This window comes from Pontitalea aquivivens (assembly GCF_046507575.1).
Lineage (GTDB): Bacteria > Pseudomonadota > Alphaproteobacteria > Rhodobacterales > Rhodobacteraceae > Pontitalea > Pontitalea aquivivens.
The window spans coordinates 440,840-453,469 of record NZ_JBKFEY010000002.1 but is presented as its reverse complement, the minus strand read 5'-3'; the positions used below and the strand labels follow the sequence as shown (position 1 = coordinate 453,469).

Below are 12,630 nucleotides of genomic sequence, written 5' to 3'. Positions count from 1 at the left end.
GTCAGGCGATCCTTTCGTGGACAAGGGCCGGTTCCCCGGCCCGCGCGTCGTGCAACCCATAAGCCGCGACCACAGCGGCGGCGGCGGCATCGGCGGCGGCATCGGTCGCGGCATGCACAAAGGCCAGCGGCGCGCCCGGCGACAGCTCGGCCCCGATCGGCGCAAGCCGCGACAGCCCCACCGAGGGGTTGACCCGGTCGGTTCCCACCAACCGTCCACCCCCAAGATGCACCACCGCATGGCCCAGCGCCTCGGCATCGACGGTGACGACAAAGCCCGCCCGCGGACTGGGCACGGGGCGCATCACCGGGGCCGAAGGCAGCCGGTCGGGATAGCGTTCCACAAAATCGGCAGGCCCACCCAGGGCGGCGACCATGCGGCCGAACACCTCGGCGGCGCGGCCGGTTTCCAGCGCCTCATCGATCTTTGCCACACCGCTTTCCAGGTCGGGGGCCAGCCCCGCCAGCACCAGCGCCTCGCCGCCCAGCGCGGCCGTGACATCCCAAAGCGATTCACTGACCCGGGTTCCTGTCAGGGTTTCCATGACCTCGATCACCTCCAGCGCATTGCCCGCGCTGTGGCCCAGGCTCTGGCTCATGTCGGTGATCAGCGCCGATGTCTTGCAGCCCGCGCCATTGGCGGTATCGACCAGCGAACGCGCCAGCGCGCGGGCATCCGCCATCGTCTTCATGAAGGCCCCCGATCCCACCTTGACATCCAGCACCAGCGCCCCAAGCCCCGCAGCCAGTTTCTTGGACAGGATCGACGCGGTAATCAGGTCGATGCTTTCCACCGTGCCGGAAATGTCACGGATGCCATACAGGCGGCGATCGGCGGGGGCGATTTCATCGGTAGCGCCCAGAATGGCGCAGCCGACCTCGGCCACCACCTTGCGCATCACATCCACGCCCGGCACCGCGCGATAACCGGGGATCGATTCCATCTTGTCCAGCGTGCCCCCGGTATGGCCCAGCCCCCGGCCCGAGATCATGGGAACATAAAGACCGCAGGCCGCCATCGCGGGGGCCAGCAAAAGCGACACCGAATCGCCGATGCCGCCGGTGGAATGCTTGTCCACCACCGGCCCCGGCAGATCCCAGCGCAGCACCTGCCCGCTGTCGCGCATCGCCTGCGTCAATGCCACACGGCCCTCCGCGCCGATGCCCTTCAGCAGCACCGCCATGGCAAAGGCGCCCCCCTGCGCATCCGACACCTGACCCGAAGCCAACCCCGCCGCGAACCAGCGCGCGGCCTCGGCGGTCAGGCCACGGCCATCCCGCACCCCGGCGATGATCGCGCGCGCATCCATCAGGCCCGGTCCATGTGCGAAATGTCAAACCGACCCGGCAGCAGATCACCCACCGTCGTATCCAGCCGCCCGCCATCGACCGTGGCCAGCGTTACCGGCGTATCGTGACGCCCGAATTCGGCCAGTTTCTGCCGGCATCCGCCACAGGGCGGCACGGGTGACGGGCTGTCTGCGATGACCGCCACCTCGATCAGCTCTGTCTCACCCGCGGCCACCATGGCGGCGATTGCGCCGGCCTCGGCACAGGTGCCTTCGGGATAGGCCACATTCTCGACATTCACCCCGCGATAAATCCGGCCGGACTTGCCGCGCACGGCCGCCCCCACCTTGAATCGGGAATAGGGGGCATAGGCGTTTTCGCGCGCCTCGCGCGCAGCTTCGACAAGCGACATCACACCCTCCGGTCGGTTTTGGACGATTCTGCGCCGGGCAGGACCGCGATGCAAGCATCACCGCAGCGGCGGGCAGGGTGCCGCCACCCCCGCAGGCACCCTATTCCCCCGGGCAGAGATTTAGTTTAAGGCTAAACCAGTTTTCAAGGAGGCACGCATGGAAGAGGCTCGGCAGGATACCGCCCGTCAGGCAGCGCTGGATTATCACGAATTCCCCAAGCCCGGAAAGCTGGAAATCCGCGCCACGAAACCACTTGCGAACGGGCGCGACCTGTCGCGCGCCTATTCGCCCGGCGTGGCCGAAGCCTGCCTGGAAATCAGGGCGGCCCCCGCCACGGCCGCCCGGTATACCGCACGCGGCAATCTGGTCGGCGTGGTCACCAACGGCACTGCCGTTCTGGGGCTGGGCAACATCGGCGCGCTGGCCGCCAAGCCGGTGATGGAGGGCAAGGCCGTCCTGTTCAAAAAATTCGCCAATATCGACGCCTTCGACATCGAACTGAACGAATCCAACCCTGAAAAACTGGCCGAGCTGGTCTGCGCGCTCGAACCCACCTTCGGCGCGATCAACCTTGAGGACATCAAGGCCCCCGATTGCTTCATCGTCGAAAAGATCTGCCGCGAACGGATGAACATCCCCGTCTTTCACGACGACCAGCACGGCACCGCCATCGTGGTTGGCGCGGCCGCCAGCAACGCCCTGCGCATCGCGGGCAAGCGATTCGAGGATATCAAGATCGTCTCGACCGGCGGCGGCGCCGCAGGCATCGCCTGCCTGAACATGCTGCTGAAACTGGGCGTGCGGCGCGAAAACGTCTGGCTGTGCGACATCCACGGCCTTGTCCATGCGGACCGCGAGATCGACATGAATCTGCAAAAGGCGGCCTTTGCGCAAAAGACCGACCTGCGCACGCTTGATCAGGTGATCGATGGGGCCGACATGTTCCTGGGCCTGTCCGGCCCCGGCGTGCTGACGCCCGAAATGGTGGCCAGGATGACCGCCCGGCCGATCATCTTCGCGCTGGCGAACCCGACGCCTGAAATCCTGCCCGATCAGGTCCGCTCGGCCGCGCCCGATGCGATCATCGCCACCGGGCGGTCGGATTACCCCAACCAGGTCAACAACGTCCTGTGCTTTCCCTTCATCTTTCGCGGCGCGCTGGATGTGGGTGCCACCACGATCAACGATGAAATGCAGATCGCCTGCATCGAGGGCATCGCCGCGCTGGCCCGCGCCACCACCTCGGCCGAGGCAGCCGCGGCCTATCGCGGTGAAAAACTGACCTTCGGCGCGGATTACCTGATCCCCAAACCCTTCGACCCGCGGCTGATCGGAACCGTCGCCACCGCCGTGGCCCGCGCGGCGATGGAAACCGGCGTGGCAACCCGCCCGCTGGACAATATCGCCGCCTACAAGGCACGGCTCGACGGATCGGTCTTCAAATCCGCGCTGCTGATGCGCCCCGTGTTCGAAGCCGCCGCCCAGGCCACCCGCTCGATCGTCTTCGCCGAGGGCGAGGATGAACGCGTCCTGCGCGCCGCCAATGCGATGATCGAGGAAACCACCGACAAGCCGATCCTGATCGGCCGCCCCGATGTCATCGCGCGACGCTGCGAACGCGCGGGCCTGCCGATCCGTCCCGGCACCGACTTCGAGATCGTCAACCCGCAGGACGACCCGCGCTATCGCGACTATTGGACAACCTATCACGACCTGATGGCGCGCCGTGGCGTCTCGCCCGATCTGGCGCGGGCGGTGATGCGCACCAATACCACCGCAATCGCCGCCGTGATGGTCCACCGCGGCGAGGCCGACAGCATGGTCTGCGGCACCTTCGGCCAGTACCTGTGGCACCTCAATTACATCCGGCAGGTTCTGGCGCGCGACGGGCTCAGCCCGGTTGGGGCGCTGTCAATGATGATCCTGGAAGATGGCCCGTTGTTCATCGCCGACACCCATGTAAACCACGAACCGACGCCCGAGCAGATCACCGAAACGGTGGTCGGCGCGGCCCGGCATGTGCGCCGCTTTGGCCTGACGCCCAAGATCGCGCTGTGCTCGCATTCCCAATTCGGCAATCTCGATACCGACTCGGGCCGCCGGATGCGCCGCGCGCTGGAACTTCTGGACCAGCGCGACCCCGATTTCTGTTATGAAGGCGAAATGCACATCGACGCGGCGCTTGACCAGCACCTGCGCGACAGGATCTTCCCCGGGTCGCGGCTAGAAGGTGCCGCGAATGTCCTGGTCTTCGCCAATACCGATGCCGCATCGGGCGTGCGCAACATCCTGAAGATGAAGGCCGGCGGGCTGGAGGTGGGCCCCATCCTCATGGGCATGGGCAACCGTGCCCATATCGTCACCCCCTCGATCACGGCACGGGGACTGCTTAACATGTCCGCAATCGCCGGCACCCCCGTCGCGCATTACGGCTGAGCGGCCCTCCGGGGGGAGTATTTTTCACCAAGAAGAAGCAACATTGACTTCTTCTTGGCAAAATACTCTCGGGGGGCGCGGGGGGCGGAAAGCCCCCCGCTTTGCGACCTGCGCCACGGCAGTTTGCAAATCGCACCAGAGCCAGCCGCAAAACATCGGTTTTCCGCAGGTTTGCAAAAATTTGCGGATCACGCGCGCATATTTCTGCAAATTCCTCCAGACCTTTGGCGGTAACAAACTTGCTCGAATCTGCCGCCTCTCGTTACAAGCCCCCAAGCTGAGGAGGAGGCATTCAATGGCATACAAGGACGTTTACGCCGCCTGGAAGAACGACCCCGAGGGGTTCTGGATGCAGGCAGCAGGTTCCATCGACTGGGACCAACCGCCCTCGAAGGCGCTGTTTGCCGACAAGGCACCGCTTTACGAATGGTTTGCCGATGCACGCTGCAACACCTGTTGGAACGCGGTCGATCGCCATGTACAGGCCGGGCGGGGCGATCAGCTGGCGATCATCCACGACAGCCCGATCACCCATTCCACCAAGGGCATCACCTATACCGAACTGCGCGACCGGGTCGCAAGCCTGGCGGGCGCCTTGCGCGCCAAGGGCATAGAGAAGGGCGACCGCGTGATCATCTACATGCCGATGATCCCCGAGGCGCTTGAGGCGATGCTGGCCTGCGCGCGGCTGGGTGCAATCCATTCCGTCGTTTTCGGCGGCTTTGCGGCGCATGAACTGGCGGTGCGGATCGACGATGCCAAACCCAAGGCGATCATCGCGGCCTCTTGCGGGTTGGAGCCCGGCCGCGTGGTGCATTACAAGCCACTGCTGGACAAAGCGATCGAGCAGGCGGCCCACAAACCCGCCTTCACCGTGATCTTCCAGCGCGAGCAGGAAGTGGCCAAGCTGATCGAGGGGCGTGATTTCGCGTGGCACAGTTTCCAGTATGGCGTCGAACCGGCCGACTGCGTGCCGGTTGAAGGCAACCACCCGGCCTATGTGCTTTACACCTCGGGGACCACGGGCGCGCCCAAGGGCGTGGTGCGGCACACCGCCGGCCACATGGTCGCACTGAACTGGACGATGAAGAACATCTACAACATCGAGGCGGGCGATGTGTTCTGGGCGGCCTCGGATGTGGGCTGGGTCGTAGGGCACAGCTACATCTGTTATGCCCCGCTGATTGCCGGGGCCACCACCATTGTCTTCGAAGGCAAGCCCGTGGGCACGCCCGATGCCGGCACCTTCTGGCGGGTCATTCAGAACCACAAGGTAAAATCCTTTTTCACCGCCCCCACCGCCCTGCGCGCGATCAAGCGCGAGGATCCGGAGGGCAAGCTGATCGGCGATTACAACATCCGCTCGCTTCAGGCGCTGTTCCTGGCGGGCGAACGGGCTGATCCCGATACCGTGAAATGGGCGCAGCGCCATCTGCGCCTGCCGGTGGTGGATCACTGGTGGCAGACCGAGACCGGCTGGCCGATCGCCGCGAATCCGCTGGGGATCGAAGAGCTGGAAACCAAGGTGGGCAGCCCCTCGGTCGCGATGCCGGGCTATGACGTGCAGGTGCTGGATGAAGGCGGGCACCCCGTCGCCCCGGGCACGCTGGGCGCCATCGCGATCGAACTGCCCCTGCCCCCCGGCACCCTGCCCACGCTGTGGAACGCCGAGGACCGCTTCCGCAAAAGCTACCTCACGCAGTTCCCCGGCTATTACGAAACCGGCGATGCGGGTTATGTGGATGAGGATGGCTATCTGTACATCATGGCGCGCACCGATGACGTGATCAACGTCGCAGGCCACCGCCTGTCCACCGGCGCGATGGAAGAAGTTCTGGCCAGCCATCCCGATGTGGCCGAATGTGCCGTGATCGGTGTTACCGATGAGCTGAAGGGCCAGATGCCGCTGGGGTTCCTGTGCCTCAACAAGGGTTCGAACCGCCCGCATGAGACGGTGGTGGCCGAATGCGTCAAGCTGGTGCGCGACCAGATCGGCCCGGTCGCGGCCTTCAAGCTGGCCTGCGTGGTGGACCGGCTGCCCAAGACGCGATCGGGCAAGATCCTGCGCGCGACGATGGTCAAGATCGCCGACGGGCAGGATTTCAAGATGCCCGCGACGATCGACGACCCCGCAATTCTGGACGAAATCGCCGTGGCCCTGAAGGGGCTGGGGTATCCCGCGGCCTGAACGGGCGACGCGCGATCAGGCGAACTGTTCGCGCATCAGCCGTTCCTCCAGCCCATGGCCCGGGTCGAACAGGATGCGGTGTTCGACCTGGGGTTCGGACCGCACCTCGACCCAGATCACCGGCTGGACAAATCGGGAATCGGCATCCGCCATGACCGGGCGCTTGTCGGGCTCCAGCACGTCAAACCGCACCACGGCAGATCGCGGCAGGATCGCGCCCTGCCAGCGCCGCGGCCGGAATGAGGCGATGCCGGTCAGCGCCAGCACATCCGACCCGATGGGCAGGATCGGCCCATGGGCAGAGTAGTTGTAGGCGGTGGACCCGGCCGGGGTGGACAGGATCGCGCCGTCGCAGATCAGTTCTTCCATCCGCACGCGGCCATTGACGGAAATCTGCAGCTTGGCGGCCTGGGGGCCTGCGCGCAGCAACGACACCTCATTGATCGCCAGCATTTCGTGCAGCGTGCCATCCTCGGTTTGTGCGCGCATCGACAGCGGGTTGATCACCGCCTCTTCCGCGGCGGCCAGCCGTTCGGTCAGGCTGTCTTCGGAATAGTCATTCATCAGAAAGCCGATCGTGCCGCAGTTCATGCCATAGACCGGCAGGCCGGTACCTTCATGCAGGGTCTGCAGCATGAAGCCATCGCCCCCCAGCGCCACGATCACATCGGCCGCATAGCGCGGCACCTGACCATAGCGCGCGACCAGCGCCGCCAGCGCCGTTTGCGCGCTGGCGCTGGTCGATGCGGCAAAATGGATGTGCTGTGCCTGTGCCACGGGCCATGTCCTTCCTGTTTTTCCAAGGTGTGGCAAGACCCGCCCGGAAAGACAAGCGCCAATGCCCGGGCCCAAATTGACCCTTGCGCGTTTTGAACGCTTCCGGCGTGGGGAAAACTGCGATAAAGCTCCGCCCAAACCCGATGACCCCTTGCAGGAGACGCCCATGACTGCGCAACGTGACGCCGGTTTCTTCACCGAAAGCCTTGCCACCCGCGACCCCGAACTGTTCGGTTCGATCCGCGATGAGCTTGGCCGCCAGCGCGACGAGATCGAGCTGATCGCGTCCGAAAACATCGTCTCGGCGGCGGTGATGGAAGCCCAGGGCTCTGTCATGACGAACAAATATGCCGAAGGCTATCCGGGCAAGCGCTATTACGGCGGCTGCCAGTTCGTCGATGTGGCCGAAAATCTGGCGATCGAACGCGCCAAACAGCTGTTTGGCTGCGAATTTGCCAATGTACAGCCGAATTCGGGTTCGCAGGCGAACCAGGGCGTGTTCCAGGCGCTGATCAAGCCGGGCGACACCATCCTGGGCATGAACCTTGCCTCGGGCGGGCACCTGACGCATGGCGCGGCGCCGAACCAGTCAGGCAAGTGGTTCAACGCGGTGCAATATGGCGTGCGCCAGCAGGACAACCTGATCGACTATGATCAGGTCGAGGCGCTGGCGGTTGAACACCAGCCCAAGCTGATCATCGCCGGCGGCTCGGCGATTCCGCGCCAGATCGACTTTGCCAGGTTCCGCGCGATTGCCGACAAGGTCGGCGCCTGGCTGATGGTCGACATGGCCCATTTCGCGGGTCTGGTCGCGGGCGGGGCGCATCCCTCGCCCTTCCCGTATGCGGATGTGGCCACCACCACCACGCATAAAACCCTGCGTGGCCCGCGCGGCGGCATGATCCTGACCAACAACGAAGATATCGCGAAAAAGGTCAATTCGGCGATCTTCCCCGGGATACAGGGCGGCCCGCTGATGCATGTGATCGCCGCCAAGGCCGTCGCCTTCGGCGAGGCCCTGCGCCCCGAATTCAAGGTCTATGCCCAGCGGGTCATCAGGAACGCCCAGGCGCTGGCGGATGAACTGATGAAAGGTGGCCTTGATATCGTCACCGGCGGCACCGACACCCATGTGATGCTGGTAGACCTGCGCCCCAAGGGCGTGAAAGGCAATGCGACCGAAAAGGCGCTTGGGCGCGCGCATATCACCTGCAACAAGAACGGCATCCCGTTCGACCCGGAAAAGCCGATGGTGACCTCGGGCATCCGTCTGGGCACGCCCGCCGGCACCACCCGTGGCTTTGGCGAGACGGAATTCCGCGAAATCGCCCGCCTGATCGTTGAGGTGATCGATGGCCTGGCTGCCAATGGCGAAGACGGCAACGGCGCGGTCGAGGATGCCGTGAAGGCCAAGGTCGCCGCGCTTTGCGCTGGCTTCCCGATTTATCCGAACCTCTGATCCCAGGGTCACAGGCGCGAAGGGCCCCTGCGGGGGCCCTTTTCGTTTCAGATCAGCCCGCGCCAGACCATAACCGCCAGCACCCCTGCCCCCGTCACCAGCAGCGCCAGCACGACCGAGGCCGCGATGCCCAGAACCGTCGCGCGCAACCGCGCGCCCGCGCCCAACGGCTGCAGGTGGTGAACGGCGATGTCATGGGCCTTCCGTACCTGGCCGGGGTCCAGCTGGCGGGCAATCTTGGGGGCGGCGGCCAGTGCCTCGGCCTCGGCCAGAACCGCGACGGCGCGGCGCACCTTGCGCGGTAACGCGCGCGACCGCGCCCGCAGCCTGGCCTGCAACCCATCGCCCCTGGCCCCCAGCCGCTGTTCCATCAGCCGGGCGACACGGTCGGTCATCTGCTGCAAGGCCATCGGGTCCATTGGCGCTCCTTCCGCGGTCAGCCTAGCCCCGGTCCCGGCGCCTTGCAACGGGGCTGGCGGGCAACGCGGGCCTGCGCTAGCTTGCGGCCATGTTGAACCATCACCTGCATGGTGCGCCCTCGCACCACCCGCCGCTTCTGATCGTGCATGGCCTGTTCGGGTCGGCCCGCAACTGGGGCGTGATCGCGCGCCGCCTGTCCGAGGATCGGCTGGTCATCGCCGTCGATCAGCGCAACCACGGCGACAGCCCCTGGAATGACGCCCATGGCTATGCGGACATGGCCGCCGATCTGGCCCGCGTGATCGACGACCACGGCGGGATGGCCGATGTGCTGGGCCATTCGATGGGGGGCAAGGCCGCGATGCAGCTGGCGCTGACCCGGCCCGGGCTGGTCCGCCGCCTGATCGTGGCCGACATCGCCCCCGTGGCCTATGGCCATTCGCAGAACCATCTGGTTGAGGCGATGCAATCGCTGGACCTGACCGGGCTGACCCTGCGGTCCGAGGCGGACCGGCGGCTGGCCGAAACCGTCGACGATCCCGGCGTGCGCGCCTTCCTTCTGCAATCGCTGGACCTGAAAGCCGATCCGCCGCGCTGGAAACTGAACCTGAACGTGCTGCGCGACGAAATGGACGGCATCACCGGCTGGCCCGGAACCCCGGGCCGGTTTGACGGACCCGCGCTGTTCGTTTCCGGCGCGCGGTCCGATTACGTCAGGCCCGAACACCATGCCGCGATCCGTGCCCAGTTCCCCGCAGCCCGCTTCACCGAAATCGGCGAGGCGGGGCACTGGCTGCATGCCGAGCGCCCACGCGAGTTTGAGGCCGTGGTACGCGACTTCATCGCCTGAACGGGCGCTGGCACCGCATCAGGCCGTCGACCGCTTCATCCGCGCCATCAGGTTCGTCTTCAACACGAACTGGTGGTAAAGCGCGCCCACAACGTGCAACAGAACCAGCAGCAACAACAGGGTCTTCATCACCTCATGCGTGCCAGCGGCGGGTCCGACACCGCCGAACCAGGCGACCGCGCCCGAAACCGGCAGGCCAAGCATCAGCAGATACAAAAGCCCGTGCGTCGCCTTGGCCAGCAGCTTCAGCGCAGGCGCTTCCTGGTCGGGTGGCGGCGGCGCACCGTGGCGCGCACGCAACACCAGCCGCCACACCACCAGTACCATAATCAGAATGCCGCCAAAGACATGCTGCGCGACCAGCGGATCAAAGCCCGTTTCCTGGCCAAGCCGCAACGCGCGCCAGGCCGCCGAAATCGCATCCTTGAACACATATTGCAGGACGATCAGCACCGCGACGATCCAGTGCAGGCCAATCTGCACGGTCGTATAGCCCCGGGGTTGGGTCATATCTCTCTCCTTCGGGGCACCGCGCCCCAGGGCTGTAACGATCTGCCCCGGCGCTTCCGTCGCGGCTCAGCCATTCGAACTGATCTGGCGGGCGACCAGCCAGGCAGCGGGAATGCCCAGAACAAAACCGGCCACGGCCGCCGCGATGATCGATCTGGTATCAAACATGTTCATCGTCAGCGCGGCCACGATCAGAACGCCCGCAAGCGTCGGGCCGGACAGCGCGTAGATAAGGGAAAACAGACGGAACATGGCAATTTCCTTTGCTACAGGCATTCACACCCCATGAAACAGATTTCGTCCGCCATCACCTTGATCTGCGTCAGGTTCGGTCAGGGGCAATCCAGATCAAACCGCGCCTCACCGGTATCGCCGGGCAAGGATGGCGAGCGGAACCGCCCGCCCGCCGGACCCGCCACATGGCAGCCTGAAACCTGTTCGGCGGCGCGGATCATCAGGGCGGGCACGGCATCGCGGCGGGCACGGGTCAGATAGCCGTGGCGGATGACCTCGGCCCGGTCGTCTTTCAGAAAGACGGTGAAGCGATACCCCTCAAGCACCACATCGTGGCGCGCCGCGCCGAAAAACTGCGGCGCGGGCGAGGCGCAGGCGGCAAGCATAAGGGCAAAGACCAGGGGCAAAAGGCTACGCATTCGCGACTTTTCGCACGATAAAGTTAACAATGTGTTACGCCGCATCCGTCACCCTGCCGCGCGAAACACCACGGACGCCGGAGGACGCCCCCGCGCACAGCCATGCGGGGCGGGCTGGCCAGGCGGCGGCGGGCTTGCTATGTTCGACCTGACCCCATGGACCGTCTTGCGATGAAAACCCTGCCAATTGCCCTGTTCGCCCTGCTGATGCTGAGCGCCTGTGAAACCGTGAAGGGCGCCGCGCGCGATATCGACACCGCCGGGCAGACCATCACCAGCGAAGCGCGCAAGGCCCAGGCGGCAATGTAGCGCGCGCAGGCACCCGCACATGACCACCCTGCCTGTGTCATCAGGCGGTATCCTGCACGGGCAGGTCCGACGCCCGCAGATCGGATGACCCGCCCGGGTCCGGCTCTTCCCCCGCCTGTTGCCGGGCCAGACGCAGCAGTTCGGCCCGCCGATCCTGCCGGGCGATCCAGGGGCGCAGGATCATCCGCCAGTCACGCCGCCCACCGATCGCGCTTTCATGAATACGCTCGCTTCGGTCGCGGCCGACCACGCGCGGGGCACGCAGCAGGTAAAACTTGCCCCAACCGCGCCAGCTGCCCGCCGCAGGCGCGGCCGGATCACAGGGGAAATCCGCGCGCCAGCCGGGTGGCAGCGCCAGGCCCAGCGCCTCGGCCCGTTCCAGCATCCAGGCCAACGGAATATTGGCCAGCGGTCGGGCCGTCTCAAAGCCCGGAAGCTGGCCGCCGATATCGCCATGGCAGCCCTTGAACCAGACCTGTTCAATACGCGCGGCCCCGGTGGCGCCGCTGTCCCAGATCAGCGGCTCCAGAACAGAGCGGCTTTCGTCCAGTGCCAGCGCCTGATAGCCGTGATTGACCGACGGCCCCAGCCGATGATCATGAAAGCGATAGCGCGGTTCGTGCAGCATCCAAAGAAAGGGCAGCCGGTTCCCGATCGCCATGACCGTGTCGAACGCGCCCACCATTTCAATCCGGGTGTCGTCATGGCAGAACCGGCGGCGAAAGATCGCGGCGACGGGGGGCGGCTTTTCCGCCTCATAATAGCGCCAGGCAAGGCGGATGTTGCGTTCGGTCGCGTCCGGATGACGCAACAGGCCAACGCGGTCGATGATGCCCGCCAGTGACCGCGCCGCAAAGGCGCCGCGTGAATAGCCGATCAGAAAGATGCGATCCCCCGGACGGTAGCGGCTGGCCAGCCAGCCATAGGCGCGCAGGATCTGGCGGTTGACGCCCCAGCCCAGCATCACATCCGACAGGTCACGCCATTCGCGCCACTGCAACCCCTTGCCATAATAGACCGAAGCACGCGGATTGGTCGCACGCAGATAATGATACAGGATCCCGATCGAGGTTTCTTCGCCCGCGCGCAGGCTGCCGCGGGTGCCGTCCAGCAAGATCACATGGTCCTGCGCACCGCGTACCGGACGGACCGGCGGGGCAGCACCGGGTTCCGGGGCGGCGGGGCCGCGCAAGAGCGCGCCCACACGCGACCAAAGCGCCCTGATCGCGCCGCCAAGCCGCAGCCGGTTTGCCCACTGCCCGCGCATCCTGCCCCTATCCCACGAACGAAACCTTACCCAAAGTATAGGGCAAGGTTCTGAACGGG

Annotated in this window: 13 protein-coding genes; 5 read left to right on the top strand and 8 right to left on the bottom strand. The window is 65.6% G+C overall.

Going from position 1 to position 12,630, the window contains the following annotated elements; translation table 11 throughout:
• Position 1: 1 nt before the first annotated feature.
• Both ACK8OU_RS05785 and ACK8OU_RS05780 read right to left on the bottom strand, forming a co-directional pair.
• Positions 2–1,309, bottom strand: coding sequence for a thymidine phosphorylase (locus tag ACK8OU_RS05785; protein ID WP_410302414.1), 1,308 nt, complete (start codon positions 1,307–1,309; stop codon positions 2–4).
• On the bottom strand, positions 1,309–1,701 hold the full coding sequence (locus tag ACK8OU_RS05780) for a cytidine deaminase (protein ID WP_410302413.1): 393 nt from the start codon (positions 1,699–1,701) through the stop codon (positions 1,309–1,311). The genes ACK8OU_RS05785 and ACK8OU_RS05780 overlap by 1 nt, the downstream gene beginning before the upstream one ends.
• Before the next feature lie 157 nt (positions 1,702–1,858).
• Between ACK8OU_RS05780 and ACK8OU_RS05775 the strand changes: the two genes are divergently transcribed.
• Both ACK8OU_RS05775 and prpE read left to right on the top strand, forming a co-directional pair.
• The gene (locus ACK8OU_RS05775; RefSeq protein ID WP_410302412.1) at positions 1,859–4,138 is read left to right on the top strand and encodes an NADP-dependent malic enzyme; all 2,280 of its coding nucleotides are present in this window, start codon (positions 1,859–1,861) and stop codon (positions 4,136–4,138) included.
• Between the two features lie 295 nt (positions 4,139–4,433).
• On the top strand, positions 4,434–6,326 hold the full coding sequence (prpE, locus tag ACK8OU_RS05770; RefSeq protein ID WP_410302411.1) for a propionate-CoA ligase PrpE: 1,893 nt from the start codon (positions 4,434–4,436) through the stop codon (positions 6,324–6,326).
• A 15-nt stretch (positions 6,327–6,341) separates the two neighbouring features.
• On the opposite strand, the gene ACK8OU_RS05765 is transcribed toward prpE, so the two are convergent.
• Entirely contained in the window at positions 6,342–7,103 is a 762-nt protein-coding gene (locus ACK8OU_RS05765) for an NAD kinase (protein WP_410302410.1), read from the bottom strand.
• 166 nt (positions 7,104–7,269) lie between these two features.
• Between ACK8OU_RS05765 and glyA the strand changes: the two genes are divergently transcribed.
• Positions 7,270–8,562, top strand: coding sequence for a serine hydroxymethyltransferase (gene glyA / locus ACK8OU_RS05760; RefSeq protein WP_410302409.1), 1,293 nt, complete (start codon positions 7,270–7,272; stop codon positions 8,560–8,562).
• Positions 8,563–8,609: 47 nt separating this feature from the next.
• Here glyA and ACK8OU_RS05755 read toward each other — a convergent pair whose 3' ends face one another.
• Positions 8,610–8,981, bottom strand: a complete 372-nt coding sequence (locus ACK8OU_RS05755) for a hypothetical protein (protein WP_410302408.1) — start codon at positions 8,979–8,981, stop codon at positions 8,610–8,612.
• 89 nt (positions 8,982–9,070) lie between these two features.
• On the opposite strand from ACK8OU_RS05755, the gene ACK8OU_RS05750 reads away from it, so the two are divergent.
• A complete protein-coding gene (locus ACK8OU_RS05750; RefSeq protein ID WP_410302407.1) occupies positions 9,071–9,832 on the top strand; it encodes an alpha/beta fold hydrolase in 762 nt (253 codons plus the stop codon).
• Between the two features lie 18 nt (positions 9,833–9,850).
• On the opposite strand, the gene ACK8OU_RS05745 is transcribed toward ACK8OU_RS05750, so the two are convergent.
• The 3 genes from ACK8OU_RS05745 to ACK8OU_RS05735 all read right to left on the bottom strand — a co-directional run bounded on the left by ACK8OU_RS05745 (position 9,851) and on the right by ACK8OU_RS05735 (position 10,995).
• A complete protein-coding gene (locus ACK8OU_RS05745) occupies positions 9,851–10,342 on the bottom strand; it encodes a cytochrome b (protein ID WP_410302406.1) in 492 nt (163 codons plus the stop codon).
• Between the two features lie 66 nt (positions 10,343–10,408).
• Positions 10,409–10,594, bottom strand: coding sequence for a hypothetical protein (locus ACK8OU_RS05740; protein ID WP_410302405.1), 186 nt, complete (start codon positions 10,592–10,594; stop codon positions 10,409–10,411).
• A gap of 80 nt (positions 10,595–10,674) precedes the next feature.
• Positions 10,675–10,995, bottom strand: a complete 321-nt coding sequence (locus ACK8OU_RS05735; RefSeq protein WP_410302404.1) for a YajG family lipoprotein — start codon at positions 10,993–10,995, stop codon at positions 10,675–10,677.
• A gap of 156 nt (positions 10,996–11,151) precedes the next feature.
• Here ACK8OU_RS05735 and ACK8OU_RS05730 point away from each other — a divergent pair, with 156 nt between their 5' ends.
• Complete coding sequence (locus tag ACK8OU_RS05730; protein ID WP_410302403.1) at positions 11,152–11,304, top strand: entericidin EcnAB; 153 nt, start codon at positions 11,152–11,154, stop codon at positions 11,302–11,304.
• 40 nt (positions 11,305–11,344) lie between these two features.
• On the opposite strand, the gene ACK8OU_RS05725 is transcribed toward ACK8OU_RS05730, so the two are convergent.
• Positions 11,345–12,571 carry a DUF2235 domain-containing protein gene (locus tag ACK8OU_RS05725; protein WP_410302402.1) on the bottom strand — a complete coding sequence of 409 codons (1,227 nt, stop codon included), beginning with the start codon at positions 12,569–12,571 and terminating at the stop codon, positions 11,345–11,347.
• Between the last annotated feature and the right edge of the window lie 59 nt (positions 12,572–12,630).